We start from the raw sequence: 26,854 nt of genomic DNA, 5'->3' as shown, positions 1-26,854 counted from the left end.
GGTAATTTCACAATTACAAATAAGATATGACAGTGAGGGATTGGCTACTCAACTAAAAGTATAAATGAAGTTGAACTTCAGCGAATCTAAACGGAAAAGTGAATTATTTAAGTAATAACTATGTTCTAAATAATTCGAATTATAAGAAGGCGACAATTGAAGAAAGTCCGATGAAAACACACCAATATGTGACCCAGTAGCCAGCGCCAGCAACAATGTCACAATGCGAAATATGACGAAGACAAATTAATTTTCTAAATAGTTCGAACTCTAGCAAGGCGGCAATTGAGGATAGTTTGGGGAGCATACATCAGTATGTGACCCAAATAGCCGAAAGAAGCCAACACAGCTAGAGCTCGAAATATGACGAAAATTTAGGCGCTCTTTCTCTTATCAGCAGCGATATTACTATAATCTGGGCTCTCTAAAGCAATTAACTCATCCAACAACGCGGTTAATTGCTGCATTTTCTCTGGCGAAAAAGCCAGCTCGATTTTTTGATAACCTTCTTCCACTTCCTGCCGTGCTTTGTCATACAGTTCTTGCCCTGCTGGTGTCAAAGAGACATATAATTTGCGCTGATCATTCAACGGTTTTAAGCGGAAAATTAAACCTTCGCGCTCCATACGGGTTAGGATCCCCGTTAAACTTGGGCGCAGAATACAGGTTTGGACTGATAATTCATGAAAATCAATTGAACGCTTATCAGCTAAAACGCGAATGATACGCCATTGCTGTTCAGTCAAATTATACGACTTTAATATCGGCCGGAAAAAACCCATAGCGGTTTCCCTTGCCTGCAATAATGCAATTGTCAATGATTCATGCATAAGCTTAAAACTCACCACTTAATTAACGTTATTTAGCCTAATTTAGGTATTTTATGGCGGCTGCCACAGTGCTTTATTGGCACAATGCTTTAGTGAAACCTTTGGTTATCACCATGAATTTCTACATCGCCAATTTGCCTTATTCAAGAGTAGCACGGTCAAATAACAATCTCAAAGAAAAACCCTAAAATATTAATGAGTAAATAATTTAAAATCCAACTTTAAAGTTAATTTTTTGTAAATCAAAAAAAATTGAAAAAATAATAAATTCATTTATAACAGCACCTTACAAAAAGACAACTCAATTATGTTAATGAGATCACAATTAAAATTAACATTTCCATAAACCTATTGCTAATTTAAAAATTATACTTTATTAATATATTAATAATTACTCGAAAGTTGAATTCTTTTCATTAAGGAGTTGTCAATGAAAGGCACTGTATTTGCCGTTGCCCTCAATCATCAAAGCCAGCTTAGCCACTGGCTTGAGGCATTCCAGCAAGCCCCTTATAAGACCCCACCAAAAACCCCTGTGTGGTTTATTAAGCCGCGTAATACGCGTATCAATTCAGGCGAGCAAATTTTGCACCCTGTAGGTGAAGAAGTGCAAAGTGGCGCTACGCTTGCTTTGGTGATCGGTAAAAATGCACGCAAAGTCAGTAAAGAGGATGCTCATCAATTTATTGCTGGGTTTGCGCTGGCAAATGAAGTGAGCTTGCCAGAAGACACCTTCTATCGCCCTGCAATTAAAGCAAAATGCCGTGATACTTTCTGCCCAATCGGTGAAATGGTGGCTACTTCGCTAAATACTCCTGTCGATATCATCACCCTAGTGAATGGCAAAGAAGTGGATCGCTGGTCAACAAAAGATCTGATCCGCGATGCTAGCGAGTTAGTGGCTGCATTAAGTGACTTCGCCACCTTAAAGCAAGGGGATGTGATCCTGCTCGGAACGCCACAGCAACGTGTCACCATCAAACCCGGTGATGACGTGGTTATCCAAGCGGAAGGCTTTCCTAGCCTGAAAAATACCGTTGTGGCAGCAGGAGGAAAATAATGTCTACGATAACAAAACGCGCCAAAATCCTTTTTAAAGGCACTGAATATTCCGTCACTGTTGGTGATAACGAAGCCATGACATTACCTAATGGGGATGTGATCGCGGGTGATTCTCCTGATGTTGAATGGTTACCCCCTGCTCAAGGGACGTTATTTGCCCTTGGTTTGAACTATGCAGACCATGCTGCCGAATTAGAATTTAAGCCACCTGAAGAACCTTTAATTTTCTTAAAAGCAGAAAGCAGCTTAACGGGCCACCGCCAAGTTTCTGTTCGTCCTGATAATGTTGAATATATGCATTATGAGTCTGAGTTAGTGGTGGTGATTGGAAAAACGGCTCACAAGGTCTCAAGAGAAGATGCCATGGATTATGTCGCAGGTTATACCGTGTGTAATGACTATGCGATCCGTGACTATTTAGAGAACTATTATCGCCCAAATTTACGTGTTAAGAGCCGCGATACCTTAACGCCGATCGGCCCTTGGATTGTCGATAAAGACGCCATTAAAGATCCCCATAACTTGGCTTTATACACCTATGTTAATGGTGAATTACGTCAAAAAGGCACCACTGCCGATCTAATTTTCGATATTCCATTTTTAATTGCTTACCTCAGTGACTTTATGACACTGCAACCGGGAGACATGATTGCGACAGGGACACCAAAAGGGTTGTCTGATGTCGTGCCGGGTGACGAAGTCATTGTTGAAGTTGAAGGTGTTGGCAAACTGGTCAACACCATTATCAGCGAAAAAGACTATGAGGAACGTGTGTAATGACTAAGATTAATCATTGGATCAACGGTAAAAACGTTGCTAGCAAAGACTATTTTGAAACCACCAACCCTGCAACGGGTGAAGTACTCGCTGAAGTCGCAGCGGGTGGACAAGACGAAATCAACCAAGCCGTTGCCGCAGCGAAAGACGCATTTCCGAAATGGGCCAATACCCCGATGAAAGAGCGCGCTCGCTTAATGCGTCGCCTTGGTGAATTGATCGACGAAAATGTCCCGCAAATTGCAGAAATGGAAACCAAAGACACTGGTTTGCCTATTCACCAAACTAAAAACGTGTTGATCCCACGCGCTTCACACAACTTTGAATTCTTTGCTGAAATTTGCCAGCAAATGAATGGCCGTACTTACCCTGTTGATGACAAGATGATGAACTACACCTTGGTTCAACCTGTGGGTGTCTGTGCGCTGATTTCCCCATGGAACGTGCCATTTATGACCGCAACATGGAAAACCGCCCCTTGTTTAGCACTGGGTAATACTGCGGTTCTGAAAATGTCTGAGTTATCACCATTATCAGCGAATCGCCTTGGTGAACTGGCTCTGGAAGCCGGTATTCCAGCAGGCGTTTTGAACGTGGTTCAAGGCTACGGTAGCACTGCGGGAGATGCTTTAGTCAAACACCATGATGTCCGTGCGGTTTCCTTTACTGGGGGCACGGCTACTGGCCGCACTATTATGCAAAATGCAGGCTTGAAAAAGTATTCCATGGAATTAGGGGGTAAATCACCGGTACTGGTCTTTGAAGACGCGGATATTGAGCGTGCACTAGACGCTGCCCTGTTTACGATTTTCTCCATTAATGGCGAACGCTGTACGGCTGGCTCACGTATTTTCATCCAAGAAAGTATCTATCCTGAGTTTGTTAAACGCTTTGCGGAACGTGCAAACCGCTTGATCGTCGGTGACCCGAACGATCCGAAAACCCAAGTGGGTGCATTGATCAGCCAGCAGCACTGGAACAAGGTTTCGGGTTATATTCGTTTAGGTATGGAAGAAGGCGCAACCTTGTTAGCGGGTGGCCCAGACAAACCGACTGACCTACCTGACCACCTCAAAGGCGGTAATTTCTTACGTCCTACCGTACTGGCTGATGTCGATAACCGCATGCGTGTCGCCCAAGAAGAGATCTTTGGGCCTGTGGCTTGTTTAATTCCGTTTAAATCTGAAGAAGACGGTTTACGCATGGCAAATGATATTGAGTACGGCCTTGCTTCGTATATTTGGACGCAAGATGTCAGCAAGATTTTACGTTTATCACGCAGTATTGAAGCTGGAATGGTGTTTGTTAACACCCAAAACGTGCGTGACCTGCGCCAACCATTCGGTGGTGTCAAAGCCTCCGGTGTAGGTCGTGAAGGTGGCGAGTACAGCTTCGAAGTGTTCGCAGAAATGAAGAACGTGTGTATCTCCTACGGAGACCACAACATCCCTCGCTGGGGTGTGTGATTCATAAATTTATTTTATTTATCAATTAGATACCCATGAAAATTTGAACTGTAAATGATTCATGATAAATAATAGCTACAACAAATTATGGGTAAACTCGTTCCTTACCCTAAATAGTTTGAGTTGTAGCTAGGCGGCAAGCGAAATCATCCCTATGAGCATACATGAGTATGTGATTAGGGTGGTTTTGTGCGGCCAACACCGCTACAGCTCAAAATATAACGGGTAAGAGAGGATGAAATGGGTAAGTTGGCACTCGCCGCAAAAATAACACACGTCCCATCCATGTACCTATCAGAACTACCAGGTAAAAACTTTGGATGCCGCCAAGCCGCTATCGATGGGCATAAAGAAATCAGCCGCCGCTGCCGTGAATTAGGCGTTGATACCATCATCGTTTTTGATACGCACTGGTTAGTCAACAGCGCCTATCACATTAACTGTGCTGACCACTTTAAAGGTATTTACACCAGTAATGAACTTCCACATTTTATTCGCGATATGGAATATGAATACGATGGGAACTCGGTATTAGGCCAAATGATTGGTGAGGAAGCGCGTAAGTTAGGTGTTCGTGCTCAAGCTCATGAAATCCCAAGCTTAACCCTTGAGTATGCGACATTAGTTCCTATGCGCTATATGAATAGTGACCGTCACTTTAAAGTTATCTCAATCTCAGCATTCTGTACTTCTCATAGTTTTGAAGACAGCCGCAAATTAGGTGAAGCCGTACTAACCGCGATTGAAAAATACAATGGCACCGTCGCTGTATTAGCGAGTGGCTCATTATCACACCGCTTTATTGATGACCAAAAAGCCGAAGATGGCATGAACAGCTACACGCGTGAATTTGATGAGCAAATGGATAAACGTGTCGTCAAACTTTGGCGTGAAGGTCGTTTTGAAGAATTCTGCAAAATGTTGCCTGAATACGCAGATTACTGCTATGGCGAAGGCCATATGCACGACACCGTGATGCTGTTAGGTATGTTAGGTTGGGATAAATACGCTGAGAAAGTGGAAGTCTTAACTGACTTGTTTGCAAGCTCAGGCACAGGGCAAATCAATGCCGTGTTCCCACTACCAAGCTATATTACTGATAAACAAGCTGTCACCGCATAAGGAATTGTTATGCCTCATTTTTATGCAGAATGTACAGAAAATATTCGTGATGAAGCTCAACTACCTGAGCTCTTCGCCAAAGTGAATGAAGCCCTCGCGGGAACCGGTATCTTCCCATTAGGTGGCATTCGTAGTCGTGCTATTTGGCTGGATACTTGGCAAATGGCCGATGGCAAGCACGATTATGCTTTTGTCCATATGACGTTGAAGATCGGTGCTGGGCGCTCTCTTGAAGATAGGCAAAAAACGGGGGAAATGATTTTCGACCTGATCAAAACCCACTTTGCCGATTTAATGGCAAAACGTTACCTCGCGCTGTCTTTTACCATGGAAGAGCTTGATCCTGTTTTAAATTATAAACAGAACAATGTTCATGCCTTGTTTAAGGGCTAAGAGTTTAAAGCTTTATTCTTCGTTTTATTGAGAGGGCAAGATGGTTAAAAATTTCGATAAACACATACCGCACTACTTGATTCCATTACTGGGGTCATTAGTGGCATTCGGTCCATTGTCTATCGATATGTACCTCCCAGCCCTCCCTCAAATGGGAATTGCATTACAGGCCACTCAAGGGCAAATGCAGTACACCCTTGGGGCTTTTTTTGCTGGTTTCTGCGTGGGAATGCTGTTTTATGGCCCATTAAGTGACCTTCTTGGCCGGCGGAAAATGTTGTTAAGTGGCCTTGCCATTTTCACTATTGCCAGTTTGTTATGCGCACAAGCCACCAACGCAAATACCTTGATTGTATTCCGAGCGCTGCAAGCTTTTGGTAGTGGAGCGGCCATTGTTATGGCTAGGGCGATTGCAAGGGATGTTTACCCTGCTCATGAACTACCTAAAGTGCTGTCATTAATGACACTAGTGACCATGATAGCGCCATTACTGGCACCACTTTTAGGTGGTTTTTTACTTGTTCATTTTCAGTGGCAAGTGATTTTCTATTTGCTGGCAGTAATTGGCTTGGCTTCGGTGTGTGCGATTTTTTTCTTACTCCCTGAAACTCTAACCCACCAGCGCGGTTCTGAAAATATACTTTGTGTCGCTTTTAAGAATTATGCACAGGTGCTCACAGACCGAGAAGCACTGAGTATTATTGGCACCATGGCATTCTCTTTTGCCGGTATGTTTGCCTTTATCAGTGGTTCACCGTTTGTGTACATCAATTATTTCGGTGTTTCTGAACAACATTATGGTTTGCTGTTCGGTTGTAACATCTTGGGGATGATTGTCATGTTGTTGTTGAACGTTAAACTGCTAAAAACCTATAGTTTAACGCGCATACTGACTATACAAAGTGGGTTTCAATTAGCATTTGGTCTGCTGTTACTCATATTTTACCAACAAAGTTTGCCCATAATTGTTATTCTAGTCGTGCTGTTCTTATCGATGGTCAATGCTATCGGCACCAACAGTTTGTCACTATTACTGCAACATCGCGGGAAAATTGCAGGAAGTGCCAGTGCACTTGCTATTTCTATTCAGTTTGCCTTAGCGGCTGTCGCCAGCGTTGCAGTTTCTGTATTACAAGATGAATCCCCATTCGCTATGGCACTTGTTATGGCGCTGTGTGCCGGGTTAAGTTTTGTTAGCCAACAGCTATCAGCTAAAAATATCCGCCCACAAGTCCAATCAGTGTCTTCGGAGAACAACGAAAAATGAGCATAAATACCAATTCTACGTTATTTCGCCAACAAGCTTATATCAACGGCCAATGGGTTGATGCCCAAAATAAAGGTGTGTTTGAGGTCACTAACCCAGCAAATAATGAGATTATCGCTAAAGTCAGCAATGTCGGTGCTTTAGAAACCCAACAAGCTATCGAAGCCGCAGAAAAAGCCCTACCTGCATGGCGTGCTAAAACCGCCAAAGAGCGCAGCCAAATTTTAAATAAATGGTTCCGTTTAATGATGGATAACCAAAAAGAACTGGCTGAGTTACTCAGTGCTGAGCAAGGTAAGTCGATCACTGAATCGATGGGAGAAATTGCCTACGGTGCCAGCTTTATTGAGTGGTTTGCTGAAGAAGGTAAACGTGTGTATGGGGAAACCATTCCATCACCTTTACCGGGGCGTCGCCTTGTGACGATAAAACAACCCGTGGGGGTGGTTGCGGCTATCACACCGTGGAACTTCCCAAACGCCATGATCACCCGCAAAGTCGGCCCTGCGCTAGCAGCAGGCTGTACGATGGTATTAAAACCCGCGGCAGAAACACCATTATCTGCATTAGCGTTGGCAGCGTTAGGGGAAGAAGCCGGTATTCCTGCTGGTGTATTTAACATTGTCCCAGGTACGGATGCTAAAGCCATTGGCGGCGTGATGACCTCTAGCCCTATCGTTCGTAAGCTCACGTTCACGGGTTCAACACGAGTTGGTAAATTGCTGATGGAACAGTGCGCTAACACCGTGAAAAAAATGTCTCTGGAACTCGGTGGTAACGCGCCATTTATCGTGTTTGATGATGCCGATTTAGATGCAGCAGTACAAGGTGCTTTAGCGGCTAAATTCCGCAATAGTGGGCAAACTTGTGTGTGTGCTAATCGCATTTTAGTCCAAGAAGGCGTTTACGATGAATTTGCGGCTCGTTTAGCAAAAGCCGTGAATGAACTGAAAATCGGCCCTGCCACACAAGCAGACTCCCAGCAGGGTCCTCTGATTAATCAAGCCGCAGTCGATAAAGTCACTGAACATATTGCTGATGCCGTTTCCCACGGTGCAAAAGTCATCGCTGGTGGTAAATCGGCAGAATTAGGTGGCTTGTTTTTTGAACCGACCGTTATCACTGGCGTCACTGAAGCCATGAAAGTCGCTAAAGAAGAAACATTCGGCCCACTGGCACCTTTATTTAAATTCCGCGATGAGCAAGAAGCTATTGATCTTGCCAATGATACTGAATTTGGCTTGGCATCTTATTTCTATTCAAAAGATATCGGGCGTATCTACCGTGTTGCTGAGGCATTAGAAAGCGGCATGGTGGGTATTAATGAAGGCATTATTTCAAATGAAGTGGCCCCATTTGGTGGCATTAAGCAGTCAGGTCTGGGGCGTGAAGGTTCACGCTACGGAATCGAAGATTACTTGGAAGTGAAATACCTCTGCTTTGGTGGTCTTTCCAATTAGTTAAATTGAGTACCGCTGGGTACGCATTCAATTTACACCTTGAATAGTCCGAGTGGCAGCAAAGCGCTTTAGTGCAGCGCTGCTCTCGAAATAGAATAGGTGAATAGGAGTATTAACAGCATGTTACAAAAAGATGTCATATCACAAATCGCGCAGCGCCTAAATCAGGCTGAAAAATCACGTGAGCAAATCCGTCAGATCTCACTCGATCACCCAGAAATGACGATCGACGATGCTTACGCTATCCAAAAAGAGTGGGTTGGCGTAAAAATTGCTGAAGGACGTGTGCTAAAAGGCCATAAAATTGGGCTAACATCCAAAGCCATGCAGGCAAGTTCACAGATTGATGAACCTGATTACGGTGCGCTTCTTGACGATATGTTTTTTGATGACGGCTGTGATATTCCAACAGACCGCTTTATCGTACCGCGTATTGAGGTTGAATTAGCATTCGTACTGGCGAAACCATTACGTGGGCCAAATTGCACCATCTTTGATGTGTATAACGCGACTGATTATGTGATCCCAGCCCTTGAGCTGATCGATGCGCGTTGTCATAACGTTGACCCTGAAACCAACCGCCCACGCAAAGTGTTCGACACCATTTCGGATAACGCAGCAAATGGCGCGGTAATTTTAGGTGGTCGCCCAATCAAACCACGCGATTTGGATATGCGTTGGATTAGCGCCCTGTTATATCGTAATGGCGTCATTGAAGAATCTGGCGTGGCAGCCGCTGTACTCAATCACCCAGCAAATGGCGTGGCATGGTTAGCAAATAAATTAGCACCGCATAATGTGCAACTTGAGCCTGGTCAAATTATCTTAGGTGGCTCATTTACACGCCCTGTTCCGGCTCGTAAAGGTGATGTGTTCCACGTTGATTACGGCAATATGGGTTCAATTAGCTGCCGCTTCGTGTAAGGAAAATGGCATGGATATTTTAGAAAATAAATTTAAGAAAGCACTAAAAAGTGGTCAACCGCAAATCGGTTTATGGCTTGGCTTGTGCAGCCCATATAGTGCTGAATTACTTGCTGGTGCAGGCTTCGACTGGTTATTAATTGATGGTGAACATGCACCAAATAATGTGCAAACGACATTATCTCAATTACAAGCGATCGCCCCTTATCCGTCACAGCCCGTGGTACGCCCACCGTGGAATGATCCGGTGATCATTAAGCAATTACTGGATATTGGCGCACAAACCCTTTTGCTACCGATGGTACAAAATGCAGAGCAAGCCAAGCAAGCGGTGCGCGCAACACGTTACCCGCCAGCTGGGATACGCGGTGTCGGCAGTGCTTTGGCACGTGCTTCTCGTTGGAACCGAGTACCTAATTATTTAACCCGTGCCAATGATGAAATGTGTGTGATAGTACAGGTTGAAACCCGTGAAGCCATGAATAACCTTCCCGAGATCCTAAAAGTTGAAGGTGTCGACGGTGTGTTTATCGGCCCTGCGGATCTTAGCGCAGATATGGGCTTCTCAGGGAACCCTAACCACCCTGAAGTCAAAGCCACAATCGAAAAAGCAATTGTACAAATTCGTGAGGCTGGCTTGGCACCCGGTATTTTAATGGCAGCCCCAGATGTCGCTGAACATTATCTTAAACTCGGCGCACTATTTGTTGCCGTCGGGGTTGATACCACGCTACTAGCACGTACCGCAGAAGCGCTAGCAGCAAAATTTGGTAAAACCGTCTCAGAGGTGGCCTCGAGTGCACCAAGCGTTTATTAATTAAACTGTCTCTAAATAAGTTAATTTTAACCCTACAGACAAATAACTTAATTAGATAAATTAAGAAATCAATATCGCAACATTGGGCAGACAGCACCATGACTGCCTACTCGTCCCTTGTACCTATAATAATCTGTAAAAGAAAGAATTGAGGGCCCTACAATATGAGTAATCAACAACTTGCAAGCACTAACCCTGCTGAACAACATAAAAATTTAACCGAACCGCAGCAGCGGGTGATTAATAAGTTATTTAAACGTCTCATTGTATTTTTATTTGTGCTATTCGTTTTTTCCTTCTTAGACCGTATTAATATTGGCTTTGCAGGTCTAACCATGGGGAAAGATATCGGCCTAACTTCCACCATGTTCGGCTTAGCCGCCACCTTGTTCTATGCCACTTACGTAATTTTTGGTATTCCAAGTAACATCATGTTAGGAATTGTTGGTGCTCGCCGCTGGATAGCTACCATCATGGTGCTTTGGGGTATTGCTTCTACAGCCACCATGTTTGCCACAGGGCCAACCAGCTTATACGTCCTACGGATGTTAGTGGGTATCGCTGAAGCGGGCTTCTTACCTGGGATTTTAGTTTATTTGACTTACTGGTTCCCTGCCTATTTCCGCGCTCGTGCTAATGCCTTATTTATGATTGCGATGCCAGTCACCATGGCATTCGGTTCACTCGCATCCGGTTATATTCTAGGTATGGATGGCATTTTAAACCTAAAAGGTTGGCAATGGCTGTTCCTGCTAGAAGGTTTCCCATCCGTGATCCTCGGTGTGTTGGTTTGGTTCTACCTTGATGATTCGCCGAAAAAAGCTAAGTGGTTGACCCAAGAAGACAAAGACACACTGCAAGAAATGATGGACAAAGACCAGCTGGAACTCGTACAGCCACATGGTTCCAAAAGCCATACCGCATTGCAGAACAAAAGCTTATGGAAAGAAATTTTCACCCCAGTGATCTTAATGTATACCGTCGCTTATTTCTGTTTAACCAATACGTTAAGTGCGATTAATATTTGGACCCCGCAGATCATGCAAAGCTTCAATGAAGGCAGTAGTAATGCCATGATTGGGCTATTAACTGCAATCCCACAGTTTTGTACTATCTTAGGAATGATCTATTGGAGTCGCCGTTCTGATAGGTTACAAGAACGGAAAATGCATACTGCACTACCGTATTTATTTGCGGCCGCAGGATGGGTTCTCGCTGCGATGACAAGCCATCCCGTCATTCAGTTGATTGGTATTATTATGGCCTCAACAGGTTCATTTACTGCGATGGCAGTGTTCTGGACAACCCCAGACCAATCAATCAGTTTACGTGCTCGTGCCATCGGTATTGCGGTTATCAACGCAACAGGTAATATAGGTTCCGCCGTCAGCCCACTCCTTATCGGTTGGCTGAAAGACCAAACCGGTAGCTTTAACTCTGGCCTCTATTTTGTTGCAGGCCTATTGGTGGTCGGTGCGCTGTTAGTCATTGCTATCCCAATGAAAAACTCAAGGCCAAGAGCAACACCTTAAAATTTTGATGGTTCGAATGTTTTGAATGTTTTGAATGTTTTGAATGTTTTGAATGTTTTGAATGTTTTGAATGTTTTGAATGTTTTGAATGTTTTGAATGTTTTGAATGTTTTGAATGTTTTGAATGTTTTGAATGTTTTGAATGTTTTGAATGTTTTAAATGTTTTAAATGTTTCAAATGTTTTAATAACTTATGCTGCAAATAATTATTAAAGGGTGTTACCCAAAATAATTTGGTTTGCAGCTAGGCGGCAAGCAAGTTAATCCCTAGGAGCATACTGAAGTATGTGACTAGGGTTGGCTTGTGAGGCCAACAACGCTGCGAGCCGAAGAATGAAGGGTAACTCAACTTTAATTACGAATATTGACATCAGCACAGACTACGACGAAACCCAAGGCACCGACGACGTCCACTACCAAACCTTTGGCAACATGGCCGCCTTCTTTGGTCGCGACATGCAAGCTCATCGCCATGATGGTTTCTTCCAGTTGCACTATTTGGTTACGGGCCATATTACTTTGCAGCTCGATGAGTCGCGCTATTCTGTTCAAGCGCCGCTCTTTATTCTTACGCCCCCTTCGGTTGCACATGCATTTTTCACTCAAGAAGACACTGATGGCCACGTACTCACCGTACGGCAAGAGCTGATCACGCCGCTTCTTAGCTCATTGTACCCAGCGAATCCAGATTTGGTCGATATCCCTGCTATTTGCTTATCTGTTGCCGATAAGCCTGATGATATCGATACCTTTAATCATTATTGGGCATTGATGGCTCGCGAATCGGCGAATAACTATATTGGCAAAGACCAAGCCCTCGCCTCTTTAGCCCAAGCGCTGTTTACCTTTCTACTGCGCTCTATTCCACTTGATGAGCACCCTACAACGGGGGTTAGAGGCGAACACCGCCTATTCCAACGTTTTAATCAGCTCATTGACTTACATTATCATGAACACCTTGCGGTACCTGAATATGCCAAAAAACTTGATGTCACAGAGTCACGCCTTAAAGATATGTGCCGGCGGTTTGCTAACCGGCCACCGAAAAGGTTGATTTTTGACCGAATATTGCGTGAAGCTAAGCGGATGTTACTGTTTTCCGACAGCCCCGTTTCAGAAATTGCCTACCAGCTCGGTTTCAAAGACCCCGCCTATTTTGCGCGATTTTTTAACCGGTTAGTCGGGTGCTCTCCTAGCCTATGGCGAGAACAAAACATTCATTAAAGAGAGGCTTAGTGATTTTATCCGTATTTTTAGGTAAAAATCATCAATGCCTCCTGAACGCTATATCATACCTACTTCTAACCTATCTCTACAAACCACTCTTCAAATAATTTTACATTTTAAAAACATTTTTGATATCTTATAAATTTTGTTTTAACTTTATAAATATGCTAATAATGCTTAACAAAAAGTGAATATGAAGATTAAAAAAAGAACAAACAACCCAAGGAAAAATATTAATATTAATATAATAACTGTTTAATTAATGATTAATAATCAATGCACTGTAAGATAAATAAAAATTTATATTAATATCAAAACATCGAGATGATCACATTTCTTTCACAAAACACAGCTCCCAACGAAAAGTACCAGCAAACCTTTAGAAAGTCTCTTTAAAACTCCCTCGTAAAGCGATTCAATTAAGAAACACAAAACAAACATAAAATTAACATATTTCGCTTGCAACCTTTGTACCCTATCAATGCAAGCCCTCATTGTGAGATAACGAGGTAGACATGAAACCAGAAGATTTTCGTTCAGATGCTAAACGCCCTTTTAATGGCCAAGAATATTTAAAAAGCTTACAAGATGGCCGCGAAATCTATATTTATGGCGAGCGTGTAAAAGACGTCACCACTCACCCCGCTTTTCGTAATTCAGCCGCTTCTATAGGACAATTATATGATGCGCTTCATGATAAAACGACTCATGACCAACTTTGCTGGAACACCGACACAGGAAACGGCGGATACACTCACAAATTCTTCCGCTTCGCTAAAAGTGCCGATGAACTACGTCAACAGCGTGACGCTATCGCAGATTGGTCACGTCAGAGCTACGGATGGATGGGACGCACTCCAGACTATAAGGCGGCATTCGCCAGCTGTTTAGGCGCTAACCCAGAATATTATGGTCAGTTTGCAGACAACGCACGTCACTGGTATAAACGTATTCAAGAAAGTGGCCTGTACTTTAACCATGCCATTGTTAACCCACCAATCGACCGTCACAAGCCAGCTGATGAAGTTAAAGATGTTTATATCAAACTCGAAAAAGAAACAGATGCGGGGATTATCGTCAGTGGTGCTAAAGTTGTTGCGACTAACTCAGCGTTAACACACTATAACTTTATTGGTTTTGGTTCCGCACAAGTCATGGGCGATAACCCTGATTTCGCATTGATGTTTGTTGCACCAATGGACGCAGATGGCGTGAAATTAATCTCACGTGCATCTTATGAATTAGTTGCTGGTGCAACTGGCGCACCATTTGATTACCCATTATCAAGCCGTTTCGATGAAAATGATGCCATTTTGGTGATGGACCATGTGTTAATTCCATGGGAAAACGTATTAATTTATCGTGATTTCGACCGTGCACGTAATTGGGCAGTTCAAGGTGGTTTTGCACGTTTATTCCCATTACAAGCTTGTGTCCGCTTAGCCGTTAAATTAGACTTCATTACCGGATTGTTACAAAAAAGTTTAGAATGTACAGGTGTTATTGATTTCCGTGGTGTACAAGCTGATCTGGGTGAAGTGGTTGCGTGGCGTAATCTGTTCTGGTCATTAACCGATGCAATGACCTCTGAAGCACAAGCATGGGAAGGCGGCGCTTATCTACCCGATACTCAAGCTATCCAAACTTACCGTGTTATGGCACCAATGGCTTACACCAAAATCAAGAATATCATTGAAAGTAACGTGACAAGTGGCCTGATTTACCTACCATCAAGCGTTCGTGATATGAATAATCCAGAAATTGATAAGTATTTAGCTAAATATGTTCGCGGCTCTAATGGTATGGATCACGTTGAACGTATTAAGATCCTTAAACTCATGTGGGATGCAATCGGCAGTGAATTTGGTGGCCGCCATGAACTGTATGAAATTAACTACGCAGGAAGCCAAGATGAAATTCGTCTGCAATGTCTGCGTCATGCATACGGTTCTGGCAATATGAAAGCCATGACAGATATGGTTGATCGCTGTTTATCAGACTACGATCAACACGGATGGAAACGTCCACACCTGCATAACAACAATGATATTAATCAGTTAGATTCGCTGCTGAAATAGTCGGCAGCAGGAGGTCAAAATGTCTTTAGAAAATGAACATCGCCTGCGTTTCAGAGATGCGATGGCAAGTCTTGGTGCAGCAGTCAATATCGTCACCACGGATGGGACTGAGGGTCGCTGTGGAATTACAGCCACTGCAGTCTGTTCAGTTACAGATACGCCACCCACTTTGATGGTCTGTGTTAACCGCAATAGCGCTATGAATGCGGTATTTCAAAAGAATGGCCGCCTGTGTGTCAACGTGCTAAGCCATGAACAAGAAGAACTTGCATGCCATTTCGCAGGTATGAAAGGTTCAACGATGGAAGAACGTTTTGGCTGGAGTGTATGGGAAAGCGGTATTTTACAGCAACCAATGTTAAAAAACGCGCTTGCCAACCTTGAAGGTGAAATCACTCAAGTTCAAGATATCGGTACGCACTCTGTCTACATGGTTGAAATGAAACAAATCATTGTGAACGATACTGGGCATGGGTTGGTTTACTTTAAACGTAAATTCCACCCTGTAATGCACCAAATCCTTGAGCCAACGGCTTAATTAGTAAAGTATTTATATGAAATAGCCTCTTATATTTGAGGCTATTTTTTTATATGTTATTTCACTTTGAATTACACCTTAATAATTTGTTTAACCTTGAAACTGTTTTAATCCTGACAAATTAAGGTTGCATTTTTTCTTATTTTTAGTCATTCAAAAAAGAATTAATAAGCAAGATCAGATTTTCTTTATTCTCACCTTACTTTCATTCTTTTCTGATTGCATAAGCGGTAAGGCTCTTATACTTTTAACCCAAATTACTTATCACGGGTTAAAAGGCATCAATATGACCATCACACTTATCGTTGTATTTGTTTTACTCTTATTGGCTATAGGTTGGGGGATCTCTATCTATAACCGCCTGATCAACACCCGTAATCAAGTCAGCAATCAATTTGCCAATATTGATGTTATTTTAAAGCAAAGAGCCGATCAGATCCCACAACTCGTTACCATTACAGAAAAGGCTATGGAACATGAGGAAAGCCTTTTTACTTCACTAAGTGATGCGCGTCAGAACTACTTTAATGCCAAAAACATGAACGATAAAATCGCGGCATCGAATGAAATGAACCGTGCACTGGGTAACCTTATTGCCATTGCAGAAAATTACCCTACTCTTATTTCTGGTGAGCAATTTACCCAATTACAAATCGCCTTAAGTGATGTTGAAAATAAATTAGCCCAACGACGTGAAGGCTTTAACGATGCAACAACAGAGTATAATACTGCAATACAAATGTTCCCTGACAGCCTAATTGCCAATGCATTTCGTTTCTCAGCACTGCCATTACTTGATATTTCTGAAGATGAAAAAAAATATCAGGGCGTCCAGTTTAAATAATGTCAGCCTAAAGGTATTAATGCGTGAATATGTATTTTTTACTCGGAGCAGCTATTGGTGCTTTAATTTTATTTATTGATAACAAGTTCTCGATAAATAAAAAAGTAAACTGGGGGATCATTCCTTTTATCAGTGTTGCTTGTGGTATGTGGTACTCGCTCTCTCCTTCTATCGGCGACTATGGCAGTATCATTTATTACGTCGTTGTTCTCATCATCACCTTTTTTATTACCCGTAATGTTGTCAAGGCTAGTAAAGTTGGCTATCAACGTTATCAACGTTTACAAAATGAAGGCTCATCAAAGTTTAGTGCGTTTCTTAAAACCCTTATAGGTATGCTGATCGCCACTTGCCTATTTGCAGGGTTCTTTATCGACATGCGTGTATTTTTTATCGCATTTGTCTTAGCTTTTGTATTTAAAGCAATTGAAAATACGCCAACCAAGCGCTTTTTAAAATTTCAGAAAAATTTAGCCACCTCCAAAATCCGCTCAATGGCAATGGGGCTTGTGGAAATTGAAGGAAAAATCACGGCGGGCACAGCCATTAAAAGCCAACTAGGTAATAAAACCTGTTACGGCTCATTTTATTTTGAATATTCCATATCAAAAGATAAAGACGGTAAAAAAAGCTATACCTTACAAAATAGTAAATACAACATGCATAGCTTCACTCTTACGGATGATACTGGTTCGGTAAAAGTAGAGTGCGACCCAGATTATTTTGTTTACCCTGGCTTAGAACCGCATATGGATATTGAAAGCAGTAATCGCCGTTACAAAGAATATTTACTTGAAGCAAACCGCAGTTATTTATTAATTGGTACAGCAGATGCCAATGAAAAAGGCGAATCGATTATTATACGTAAGGCACCTCATATGCTATTAGGCGTCTCGCCCTCAGACTATGTCGTTCGTTGGAACAAAACAGGTCCATTACGTCGAAATTTAGCTATTACCGCCATAATTGCACTTTTTCTGATTGGTATGATTTTAGTTACGCCAATGGATTATCAAAACGGGCTGCTAAATATGCATTTCGACCAGATATCATTATTCGGTGATAACTAACATGGAAAAGCTTATTTTTTTCATTATTATCGCTGTTATTAGCTATATTTTTATACGCTATATAATTAATATTTATAATAATATTGTATTTTTAAAAAACAATTGCCATAAAGCATTTGCGAATATAGATGTGTTATTAAAGAAGCAGGTCGAATTAGTTCCTGTATTAACTCAAGTTGCAGATAAAGCGATGGCACATGAAAAACAGCTGTTTAGCGAGTTAATTGCCAGCCGTCAGCGCTATTTATCCAGTACCGCTATTGAAACCAAAGTCGATACTGCAAATCAACTTCCAGCAAAAATAAAACCGCTGATTGCTATCGCTGAAAACTATCCAACGCTGATAAGTAAAGGGGTGTTACTGGAATTGCAAACCCAAGTAAAACATATTGAAGACCAAATTGCAGACCGACGTGAGTTTTTCAACCAAACCGTCACACTCTACAATACAGATATTCATGTTTTCCCCAATGTTATTTTTGCCAGGTTATTTCGTTTTAAAGATATCCCCCTACTATTTAGTAAACAGGAGCGCTTACAATGATAAGTATCCCTTTTTCTTGGTTTGGTTTCACGGATTGGCTTATTGAGCAAGAGGCTGGGCTAATCATTATGTTTGCGACATTTGGTACGCTACTGTTAACTTTTGTCGTGCTTACCACCCTCAATATATTCGGGTTAAAAAAGTACTCACTCTATATTGCTGGCGCGTTATTGTGCTCCATTTTCATAAGCATGATGGTCATGATCCCACTATTACTACTTTTCAGTATTGAAAACTCAATTAAGTTGCAACTTGTTTGGGTGGTGATTGTTGCCAGTTGCTTAATTTCATTTTTAAGCAACCGACATTATTTAGATATCTACTTCAATTCCATTGAAAAGAAAGTGAATAAAGAAGTAAAAAAACAAAATAAGAAACGTAAAAAATAGCACCGACTCTATTTATATTAAACTTGCTCTGCTTCTAATCTTTGCACATAACGGTAATGTGAGAATGTCATTAGCAACGCTATAAAGGCAATTAATGCCCCTAATATAAACCCACCTGAATAACCTACCGCTGCCGTTAAACCAACAAGCATCATCGAACTGACTAATTCGCCAATATCCCGCGTACTTTGTACTGCGGTCATGTCAGTACCCGCTTGCTGATAGCGTGATGCAAATTGCATTCCCGCCGTCATTATCGCGACTGATGTGATCCCCGCAGATAATGAACCAAATGTAATACAAAGTGCCACTAAGCTAATTGACACGCCACTAAAGGATTGTAACAACCACAATAATGAAGAGAGTAAAGCAAATAATAGACCAAATGAGAAAGCACGCCACACACCGGTTTTACCGATTAACCACGCCCCACCGCCACAACCCAGTACTAATGTGACCATGCCACCAGCCATGCCCATTTTACCAATTTGCGCTAATGACCAACCAGCATCATTTAAGAATAGTTTGGCTAAACCAAAACCGGAAACAGCCGTTACCGCAGAAAGTAAAGTTAATAACAGTAAACGCGGAGCACCACGACGTTTTACTGTTTTTAATAGACTCGCTTTCTCGTTCATTTCCTGTGTTATTGATGGTGTTTTTAATGGGCAGACACTAATAAACAATAAACTGAGTAACGGTACACAAGCTAAAACCCCTAAGGCAAGCTGCTGACCTAAACTTTCACTCATGATCATCAACCCTGCACCGCCAATAAAAAAACCCGCCATCACCCCAGCTATCTGCACCGCATTAATTTTTGATAACATTGTGCCACTAACTTGCTCAGCAGCCATGCCATCTGTTGCAATATCTTGGGTAGCACTAGCAAGTGAAGCCACAAACAACAAGACAATACAGGGGAAAGCATTCGCAACCGATAGCCCGATGGTACTTAACGCAAACATCGTTACCGTGACAATAATTTGCATTGGAATAATCCAACTTTTACGACGACCTAAACGTTTCCCCCAATGGTTATCAACAAACGAAGCCCATAAAAATTTTACCACCCATGGCAAACCGACTAATGGCAAAAAAGCTAATGCTTTCAGTTCTCCTCCGTCATGGCGTAAAAAGGTAGGCAACGCATCCATTGCTATCCCCACCGGTATCCCTTGCGCAAGATAAAGTAACCCCAACGTCACCACTAACTGTTTATTTTGTAATAGATCTTTCATACTCACTCCGCGCACCTTTTGCTGTGCCTGACAATTTTCGATAACCAAATAAAATAAATAGCAGCCCTATTCCGCCACATAACAAAACGAGATTGATACGAGAAAAAGGCAACGAACCAAACAGGTAAGAGGCGATAAATGCGAATAACAGCAAGATGGCAGAGAAAAAAAGGCATGCCATCAAGCTAAACTGTGCATTTTTGCAGAGTAGACTCGCAGTACATGCTATCCCCCAGCCGATAAAAAAATGTATTGGTAACAATGAAGTGAACCATGGCACTGCCGCTAATAGTGCACATGCGGACAACAGCAATCCCCCACAACTGCCCACAATGAACCTTGCCGCTAGGCTATGATTTCTTTTCCAACACCACATAGCTAGGCCAACAGAAATCAATATCAGCCCACTCAAGCCCGCGATAAAATGCAGATAACTCAATGTGTTACTTATTTTAGGTAGCCATTGATATTGCCCATAATGCAAGGGTTGGATGGCAATAAAAGCACGAGTCCAAATACCTTGCATTGCAGAATCCCGCACTGCAACTAACTGGCGTTTTTTACTATCAAATTGATATTGTTCGAAATTAGAAGTAGATAACTGCCCATTACGCACACCACCAATCACCCACATTTCACCTTGCTTGAACAAAGTTTGAGGTATAAAGCTAGGGACTGTTTGCTGTAATGCGCTGACTGCCGCAGTGATTGAGCTTTCAGCCACAGGTACGGGTGTTTTTAGTGGCTCAAACTCCCCCATCAGAGCTTTCATGATAATTTGTGGATTATCCGGTGCCGCCCTTTCACCGAGGGAAACGGTTCCGAGCGCCCCTAGCCCCGATAACGCGCCGGTAAACGCAAATAAAACCAACCACGGATAACACCATAGGCCAAGCCAGCTATGTAAATCGTGAAGCAACACTCTCAAGTGTGTAACACGTGGCAAGCGCACCATAGTGGCTATTCTACGGCGCTGTATTACTAGACCTGTAATTAATAAGACAGCTAATGCAAAACCAAATAAACTAATAAAAATACGCCCAGGAAAGTCTATAAATAAGTTTTTATGTAATGTCACTAGCCATATTGTGGGGCAGTCTAATGCCACCGATTTACCGTTAATCGCGCTATAGCTTAGCTCACAACTTCCCTGACTCTGGCAAAAAGTGATCACTGGGTTATGTTGTTCAGGCAATTGGATCATGGTTGCACTTGGTTGCAATGCAAGGAGCTGTTCAAGTGGTAGTAACTCACCTGAAAGTGGCACTTTGTTACCCCATAATCTCAACGCATCACTGCCTAAGCTCCAACACCCTGTAAATAGGATCACAAACAAAAAAACACCAAATAGCGCCCCCGCACTGCGATGTAATTGGTCTAAACGACGAGTGAGGGAAAGAGATCGTTTATTCTTCATATCCATCCCCTCATCATTAAAAAAAGCGGCAATGGCCACCAGCTATAGCTGCGTACTAATATTTGCCGCCAATTTGATGCGCTGAGGTTATAAACCAATAACCCCATTGAGGTGATAACACTTAGAAATATCGCACCATATAAGCGTTCGAGGGGCTCTGCTGATGGATAAAAACGTGCTATCAACATCGATAGCACGATTCCACTGAACAAAGTGCCAATAACTGCTAGGCAACTGACTAATTTCATTAGAAATCAGCCTTCAATGTAAACATCACATTACGTGGGTCACCATAGCGGTTATTCCATTGAGGAGAGAACAACCCTGAGTAATAACGACGGTCGAACACGTTATTAACGTTAACGGCAGCCGTCCATGTTTCATCGATTTGATAGCCTAAACGGGCATTAAAAATGGCATATCCACCTTGGCGTAAAGTCACATTACCGTTACTTGTGCTGTATGCACTCTGAGCTTGCATACCGCCGCCCAAACTCCATTTACGCTCATCCCACGGTAAATCATAGTTAGACCATACCCGCAACATATGGCGAGGGGTTAAGGTGTTGTAAGATTCCCCTTGGTGCTGGCTGTCATCACGGTATTTCGTATCCGTATAGGTATAACCCACAGATACATCCCAAAATGGAGTCAGATAGCCAATGCCTTCAAGTTCAAAGCCTTGACTACGGACTTTACCACCACTAATGAAATAGTTATTAAAGCCCCCCGTTGGGTGCGCAGGGTCAATTTGTGGGTTATTTTTGATATCGATTTGGTAAATAGCACCTGATAAGTTTAATCCGCCATTGAATAACGCACCTTTGACACCCGTTTCAAGAGTTTGCCCTTCAACAGGCTTGAGCATTTTCCCGCTCCACGTTTTCCCTGTTTGCGGCTGATAGACCGTTGAATAGCTGCTATACCATGACCATTGAGGGTTAAAATCCCAAATCACGCCACCATAGGGGGTAAGACGGCCATTTTCCGTGAAGTTTGCCGTTGGCGTTTTGACATCCCACCAGCTATCACGTAGCCCCGCAATAACCGTGACAGGTTCGATCACTTTGATACGCCCCATCCCGTATAAACCTTTTTGAGTTGTCTTGGTTGGCCCTGCTGAACTATAAGTGCCAATACTCGGTTTCGGCACGCTGTGAGGGTTCCAACGATACACATTCACGGGTACATTTAAAGCGGGGTCTAAATCTGCGCTATATTGCTTTTCACTGGCATGTGAGTAACTCGCACCAACAACCACATCATGGGTTAACCCCCACGCGTCCACTTTGCCGTTTAAACTGGTATCTAAACTGGTTTGCTCGTTACGGAATTTATACGCGCCTCCCATTAGCATCGCACCGTCACCCGTGACTGGATCAATATTTCCCCATGCTCCTGCATATAGTAATCGAGCATTTACATGTTGATACTCTGCGTTAAGCTTATATTGCCAATTATCATTGATTTTATGTTCAATCCCCGCAAATGAGCGGGATGTATCCCACTTGAAGCGATCCCAATCCACATCTAAATACGTTTTACGCGGTAGATGTAAATCACTGCCATCTTTACCGAAAGGAACACCCGCCATATTGGTGACAGAATCAATCGTTTGGAACTGTGCGCCCATACGCAGTAACGTATCAGGGGTAACATCGATATCGACAGTACCGTACATCAAGCGTGTTTGCTGGTCAGAAACATCATAAAAATAATCTTTATCTTCCCACGCCATGACAAACCGTCCGCGCACTGAACCAGACTGATTGAGTAGCCCTCCAACATCCACTTCCCCACGATAACGGTCCCAACTTCCTGCACTTAAACTCAACTTAGCCATATTTTTTTTTGGCGCATGTTTGCGAACCATATTGACGGTTGCCGCGGGGTTTCCCATACCATGCAATAGGCCATTCGAGCCTCGTAGAATTTCGACCCGCTCGTATACCGCCATATCTTGAGGTGAGCTCGCCATATTCCCTAATAACGCAGGTACACCATCAATTTCAAATGAGTCAATCTGGAAACCACGAACATAATAAGCGGTGGTTAACTTCACATAAGGCGCGCTGGTTACCCCTGTTGCACGTTGCATTACATCATCAAGGGTTTGTAGGTTTTGTTTTTCAATTTGCTCTCTATCAATCACGCTAACAGATTGCGCCACTTCTCGCGGCTTGAGTGCCATTTTTCCAAGTGTCGTCACGCCCGGTGCAACATAGTCATCATCCATATCTGAGGATGCGGTCACTTGTATAACATCCTGTTTCGGCTGCACGGGTTCTGCACTCACCATCGCAGACCAACTCACTGTTGCACACAAAAGGGCACAAGGTGTTAAGCGGAATATTCCGCGTGACTTAATGTTATAAACGGACAGCATTTTCCACCCTAAAAAAGTTAAATGATAATTGTTATCAATTTAGCAATTAATGTGATGGGTTACTTTCGACCGCCGGAATTTGTCTATCGTTATCCGGCAGTCGGCTGTTATTTTTTGAGTTGATTCGGGGAGATACCAAAGCGCTTGCGAAATGCAACGGAGAAATGAGCGGGGGTATAGCCGACTTGGTAAGCCACTGTTGAGATATTCGCATCATTCATACTCAGCAGTTGAAAAGCTGTTTCTAAGCGGTACTCCTGCAACCAGCCATAAATACTATTACCGAATAATTGACGGAAGCCTTGGGTAAGTTTACGGGTATTGATCCCTAGTCGTTTCGCCAGCTCATCTAAACTGGGCGGAGATTCCATTTCCTGAATCAATATCGTTTTTGCCATGTGCAGGCTATCAATATCTCGCTGCCGTAATGTGCCTATAACCGCCGAGTTCGCACTAGATAATGAATGATGTAAGCATAATGCCGTAATTTCTGACACTTTAGCACTTAAATATAGATGACGTAATGACGAATGAGTTGGGCAAGCAAATAATTGATGAGTGATTGCGAGTATATTAGGAGGAATAACCAACTGTAATAGCTTTGGGGCGCTAGGGTGATAGCACGTATCAGGTAAACTTAATTGCTGAGCCTCTAACCATTCAGGAGAGATATCAATCATGGTGTATTTCATGGTTTGTTGGCCATAAAATTGATTATTCAACAGATAATTTTTCTGGCTGCCCGATAAAATCAAAGAAGGTGAATTGATCTCCACATTTTGTCCCGCACTACTACGGCAGCCCATCGCCCCTTGATGGATAGCCACAATTTTTAGCCCAGCGGCTTGCTCTTCTTCAATACCTAAATCACGGTTAATCAGAAACTCACCGCGACGGATCCGGATAAACTCACCAACAGAGTGTTCTTCACGGGCTGAATGCGCTTGTGTGAATTTATCTTCGATACGCTGCTGCATAGGGCTCTTACCTAGACGAATAAATAAACAGTATAGTGACAAAAAAACACCAAGATAACAATAATTATCATTCGCAATAAATAAAGAGGAAATTAATTATTTTAAATTGAAGATTTGACTGTAGCTTTTAGGGTTCAAACGCAAATAAAGAATCAATGTTACTAATACAAAAATCACATGCATTGCCCATACCCATGTAAAACTCTGGCTCAATTGCTGTATCCACGCGGCGCATAATGGCCCAAAGGCTGCAATAATAAATCCTCCAGCCTGCATCAACGAAGTCAATGCGCCTGCGCTAACGGGATGAGGCAAATGATCTAAAGCAGTAATAATACTTAATGCAAAGCAGCCGCCTAGCCCCATACCTAATAACGCGACCCATAAAAGTGGCACATCGCTGGCAAACAGCATCAACCCAGAAAAACCAAGAGCTTGGCAACTGAGCGTGACAATCAGCCAAAAACGACGATCAATATTATGCGAAGCAAACACGGGGATCATGAGTGCAGATAACGCCTGAAACACCGTTAATATGGCAACAAAAGTGCCACTTTGTGCAGCACTCATTCCCTGTTCTTGGAAAAAAGGCGCTAGCCAAGTCACTACGGTGCCATAGCCCGCATTAATCAGCCCAAAACCTGCCATCAACAACCATGCTCTCGGTCTTCGTAAGAATGTCAACACTGAGACCTGCTCTGCTTTTGAGCCCCGCTCCGTGTGTACATTCGCCCAAATAGCCAACAGCGCCAACAAAGCAGGGAAAGCAAGCCATGCTAAGGCACTCTGCCAATGGCCTGTCATTTCTTCAACCAAAGGCGTGATCTGTGCGCCAATAGCTCCCCCTGCCATTAACGTGGCTGAATATAATCCTGTCATCATCGCCATTTTTTGGGGGAAATTCGCTTTGATGAGCCCAGGAAATACCGACTGGATATAAGCCGCACCCACTCCACATAAAAAAGCGGTTAATAATAAAGCTGCACCATCAACAACAAAGTAACGAGCGAGTGAACCGACCAGCAGTAATAGCATTGCGCTACTGATACCCGCACGTTCACCTATTCGTTGGTTTAGCATTGGTACAACCAATGCGCCAACCCCCATCAATAACATGGGTAACAATGTTAAAAGCGAAATGCTTTGATAACTCATCCCTGTCGTTTGAATGATATTGTCGATAACAGGCCCTGGGCCCGTCATAAAGGGGCGTAAGTTCACCCCGACTAAAACAATGGTCAGTACTAACGCCAGCGAAGATGGTGCCGCTTTACTCATTTAGATTGCCGTTCCCACCACTGTTGGTACAGTGTACTGCGCGTTTCATCATTGGGTTTTAGTTGCTCAAACCGTAAACCTGATTGCTGCTCAGGAACGACCCTCAGCGCTTTTGCAATCGCATCTGTAGAAAGCCCAAAAGGTGCGGCGTCATCATTTGAATAGGCGTAGACGACCCGAGAGATACCCGCCATTCGCATCGCGGCCAAGCACATCGGGCAAGGCTGCCCACTTGCATAAACCACACAGTCATCTAATTTCACGCGGCTTAATTTTTGCCCTGCTTGACGCAATGCCATTAGCTCCGCATGGGCGGTTGGGTCATTGAGCTCAAGTATTTGATTAACGCCACTCGCAACAACTTGCCCATCACAGACAACAATTGCGCCAAAAGGCCGCCCGCCAGCTCGCACGTTTTCCATTGCTAAGTTGATAGCTTGTTGTAAAAATTGCGTATCCGACATTATTTCGCTCCTGAATTCTCAAGAATTTCAATCAAGTTACGGTAACCTTTACTTTTTGCCAACGTCAGCGGTGATATCCCCGAACCATCAGCTAAGTTAACATCTGCGCCACCTTTGATTAATTCAGTGACAATTTGTGCATACTTATCGCTACCATCACCCAAAATAATCGCTTCAATTAGTGCCGTCCAACCCAATCGATTAACATGATTGACATCAACACCCGCATCAATCAAGGTTTTAACCGTTGCAACATGTCCACGTTCTGCCGCAGGGATCAAAGCAGTTCCCCCGTAGCGATTGGTACTTTTTAAATCAGCGCCATGCTGTAGAGTCAATATTAGTATCTCTTGCAAACCACGCGCCCCTGCGTACAAATAAGGGGAATCTTGCATATTATCCCGTGCATTAACGTCCGCACCTTGCTCAATCAAAAAACGGGCAACTTCAAGATGGTTTTCATGGGTTGCCGCCATCAACGCAGTACGTTGGCGTGAATCACGCTGTTCAATATCCACACCTTGCTCAACTAAGGACTTAACACCTTGTAAGTTACCTTGCTCAGCCAATGATACCAAAGAGTTGGCTTGTGGGTTTGCCATACCTTTCCCCATAAATATCAATGAAATCATAAGAATGCTAGCTAAGTGAACCAACCATTTTGCACGTAAAAAGAATGTTTTCATGATTAATCTCCCCTATGACCCTTTAATCTACTGAAAAAGTATGCTATTTAAAAATTAAATAACTA

General features: G+C 43.0%; 26 protein-coding genes. 17 read left to right on the top strand and 9 right to left on the bottom strand.

The annotated features are described in order from the left end of the window. Positions 1-374 precede the first annotated feature (374 nt). Positions 375-830, bottom strand: a complete 456-nt coding sequence (gene hpaR, locus M1F25_RS04125) for a homoprotocatechuate degradation operon regulator HpaR (RefSeq protein ID WP_004905292.1) — start codon at positions 828-830, stop codon at positions 375-377. A 430-nt stretch (positions 831-1,260) separates the two neighbouring features. Here hpaR and M1F25_RS04120 point away from each other — a divergent pair, with 430 nt between their 5' ends. From M1F25_RS04120 to M1F25_RS04040, 17 genes are all read left to right on the top strand, one after another. After that, positions 1,261-1,890: a fumarylacetoacetate hydrolase family protein gene (locus M1F25_RS04120; RefSeq protein WP_096864818.1), complete on the top strand. Its 630-nt coding sequence runs from the start codon at positions 1,261-1,263 to the stop codon at positions 1,888-1,890. Then, positions 1,890-2,669 (top strand): fumarylacetoacetate hydrolase family protein, encoded by a 780-nt coding sequence (locus M1F25_RS04115; protein ID WP_181489344.1) that lies wholly within the window; start codon positions 1,890-1,892, stop codon positions 2,667-2,669. The genes M1F25_RS04120 and M1F25_RS04115 overlap by 1 nt, the downstream gene beginning before the upstream one ends. After that, positions 2,669-4,135: a 5-carboxymethyl-2-hydroxymuconate semialdehyde dehydrogenase gene (gene hpaE, locus M1F25_RS04110; RefSeq protein ID WP_004905295.1), complete on the top strand. Its 1,467-nt coding sequence runs from the start codon at positions 2,669-2,671 to the stop codon at positions 4,133-4,135. The genes M1F25_RS04115 and hpaE overlap by 1 nt, the downstream gene beginning before the upstream one ends. Positions 4,136-4,375: 240 nt before the next feature. After that, positions 4,376-5,257, top strand: a complete 882-nt coding sequence (gene hpaD, locus M1F25_RS04105; RefSeq protein WP_164455016.1) for a 3,4-dihydroxyphenylacetate 2,3-dioxygenase — start codon at positions 4,376-4,378, stop codon at positions 5,255-5,257. A 9-nt stretch (positions 5,258-5,266) separates the two neighbouring features. Beyond that, positions 5,267-5,650 (top strand): 5-carboxymethyl-2-hydroxymuconate Delta-isomerase, encoded by a 384-nt coding sequence (locus M1F25_RS04100; RefSeq protein ID WP_004905302.1) that lies wholly within the window; start codon positions 5,267-5,269, stop codon positions 5,648-5,650. 40 nt (positions 5,651-5,690) lie between these two features. Next, positions 5,691-6,917, top strand: a complete 1,227-nt coding sequence (locus M1F25_RS04095; RefSeq protein WP_144141146.1) for a Bcr/CflA family multidrug efflux MFS transporter — start codon at positions 5,691-5,693, stop codon at positions 6,915-6,917. Further along, positions 6,914-8,377, top strand: a complete 1,464-nt coding sequence (locus M1F25_RS04090) for an NAD-dependent succinate-semialdehyde dehydrogenase (protein WP_172766829.1) — start codon at positions 6,914-6,916, stop codon at positions 8,375-8,377. The genes M1F25_RS04095 and M1F25_RS04090 overlap by 4 nt, the downstream gene beginning before the upstream one ends. A gap of 120 nt (positions 8,378-8,497) precedes the next feature. Beyond that, positions 8,498-9,301: a 2-oxo-hept-4-ene-1,7-dioate hydratase gene (gene hpaH, locus M1F25_RS04085; protein ID WP_004914311.1), complete on the top strand. Its 804-nt coding sequence runs from the start codon at positions 8,498-8,500 to the stop codon at positions 9,299-9,301. A gap of 10 nt (positions 9,302-9,311) precedes the next feature. Beyond that, positions 9,312-10,118: a 4-hydroxy-2-oxoheptanedioate aldolase gene (gene hpaI, locus M1F25_RS04080; protein ID WP_004905322.1), complete on the top strand. Its 807-nt coding sequence runs from the start codon at positions 9,312-9,314 to the stop codon at positions 10,116-10,118. Between the two features lie 164 nt (positions 10,119-10,282). Next, positions 10,283-11,650, top strand: coding sequence for a 4-hydroxyphenylacetate permease (gene hpaX / locus M1F25_RS04075; protein ID WP_136134801.1), 1,368 nt, complete (start codon positions 10,283-10,285; stop codon positions 11,648-11,650). 333 nt (positions 11,651-11,983) lie between these two features. Next, on the top strand, positions 11,984-12,874 hold the full coding sequence (gene hpaA / locus M1F25_RS04070) for a 4-hydroxyphenylacetate catabolism regulatory protein HpaA (RefSeq protein WP_136134800.1): 891 nt from the start codon (positions 11,984-11,986) through the stop codon (positions 12,872-12,874). A gap of 518 nt (positions 12,875-13,392) precedes the next feature. Then, entirely contained in the window at positions 13,393-14,955 is a 1,563-nt protein-coding gene (gene hpaB, locus M1F25_RS04065; RefSeq protein WP_004905326.1) for a 4-hydroxyphenylacetate 3-monooxygenase, oxygenase component, read from the top strand. Positions 14,956-14,974: 19 nt separating this feature from the next. Then, positions 14,975-15,493, top strand: a complete 519-nt coding sequence (gene hpaC / locus M1F25_RS04060; RefSeq protein WP_004905327.1) for a 4-hydroxyphenylacetate 3-monooxygenase, reductase component — start codon at positions 14,975-14,977, stop codon at positions 15,491-15,493. 286 nt (positions 15,494-15,779) lie between these two features. Further along, positions 15,780-16,337: a LemA family protein gene (locus M1F25_RS04055; RefSeq protein ID WP_094962168.1), complete on the top strand. Its 558-nt coding sequence runs from the start codon at positions 15,780-15,782 to the stop codon at positions 16,335-16,337. A gap of 29 nt (positions 16,338-16,366) precedes the next feature. Further along, positions 16,367-17,407, top strand: a complete 1,041-nt coding sequence (locus M1F25_RS04050) for a hypothetical protein (protein ID WP_181489680.1) — start codon at positions 16,367-16,369, stop codon at positions 17,405-17,407. 1 nt (position 17,408) lies between these two features. Beyond that, on the top strand, positions 17,409-17,951 hold the full coding sequence (locus M1F25_RS04045) for a LemA family protein (RefSeq protein WP_036958548.1): 543 nt from the start codon (positions 17,409-17,411) through the stop codon (positions 17,949-17,951). Next, positions 17,948-18,340: a hypothetical protein gene (locus M1F25_RS04040; protein WP_004905366.1), complete on the top strand. Its 393-nt coding sequence runs from the start codon at positions 17,948-17,950 to the stop codon at positions 18,338-18,340. Before M1F25_RS04045 ends, M1F25_RS04040 begins: the two co-directional genes overlap by 4 nt. A 17-nt stretch (positions 18,341-18,357) precedes the next feature. On the opposite strand, the gene M1F25_RS04035 is transcribed toward M1F25_RS04040, so the two are convergent. The 8 genes from M1F25_RS04035 to M1F25_RS04000 form a co-directional block, all read right to left on the bottom strand. Next, positions 18,358-19,581: a RhtX/FptX family siderophore transporter gene (locus M1F25_RS04035; protein ID WP_181489679.1), complete on the bottom strand. Its 1,224-nt coding sequence runs from the start codon at positions 19,579-19,581 to the stop codon at positions 18,358-18,360. Continuing rightward, positions 19,559-20,998: a PepSY-associated TM helix domain-containing protein gene (locus M1F25_RS04030; RefSeq protein ID WP_181489342.1), complete on the bottom strand. Its 1,440-nt coding sequence runs from the start codon at positions 20,996-20,998 to the stop codon at positions 19,559-19,561. Before M1F25_RS04030 ends, M1F25_RS04035 begins: the two co-directional genes overlap by 23 nt. Continuing rightward, the gene (locus M1F25_RS04025) at positions 20,995-21,246 is read right to left on the bottom strand and encodes a hypothetical protein (RefSeq protein WP_112307859.1); all 252 of its coding nucleotides are present in this window, start codon (positions 21,244-21,246) and stop codon (positions 20,995-20,997) included. The genes M1F25_RS04030 and M1F25_RS04025 overlap by 4 nt, the downstream gene beginning before the upstream one ends. Further along, a complete protein-coding gene (locus M1F25_RS04020) occupies positions 21,246-23,384 on the bottom strand; it encodes a TonB-dependent siderophore receptor (RefSeq protein ID WP_112307858.1) in 2,139 nt (712 codons plus the stop codon). Before M1F25_RS04020 ends, M1F25_RS04025 begins: the two co-directional genes overlap by 1 nt. 107 nt (positions 23,385-23,491) lie before the next feature. Then, positions 23,492-24,361: a helix-turn-helix transcriptional regulator gene (locus M1F25_RS04015; RefSeq protein WP_181489340.1), complete on the bottom strand. Its 870-nt coding sequence runs from the start codon at positions 24,359-24,361 to the stop codon at positions 23,492-23,494. A 96-nt stretch (positions 24,362-24,457) separates the two neighbouring features. After that, the gene (locus tag M1F25_RS04010) at positions 24,458-25,639 is read right to left on the bottom strand and encodes a cyanate transporter (RefSeq protein ID WP_096864804.1); all 1,182 of its coding nucleotides are present in this window, start codon (positions 25,637-25,639) and stop codon (positions 24,458-24,460) included. Continuing rightward, the gene (locus M1F25_RS04005) at positions 25,636-26,103 is read right to left on the bottom strand and encodes a nucleoside deaminase (protein ID WP_096864803.1); all 468 of its coding nucleotides are present in this window, start codon (positions 26,101-26,103) and stop codon (positions 25,636-25,638) included. The genes M1F25_RS04010 and M1F25_RS04005 overlap by 4 nt, the downstream gene beginning before the upstream one ends. Next, positions 26,103-26,789: an ankyrin repeat domain-containing protein gene (locus M1F25_RS04000; RefSeq protein WP_004905375.1), complete on the bottom strand. Its 687-nt coding sequence runs from the start codon at positions 26,787-26,789 to the stop codon at positions 26,103-26,105. Before M1F25_RS04000 ends, M1F25_RS04005 begins: the two co-directional genes overlap by 1 nt. Positions 26,790-26,854 lie beyond the last annotated feature (65 nt).

The organism is Providencia sp. PROV109 (assembly GCF_033681625.1).
In the GTDB taxonomy this organism is placed as follows: domain Bacteria; phylum Pseudomonadota; class Gammaproteobacteria; order Enterobacterales; family Enterobacteriaceae; genus Providencia; species Providencia hangzhouensis.
The sequence above is the reverse complement of the archived record's forward strand: the minus strand, read 5'-3'. Positions and strand labels throughout refer to the sequence as shown.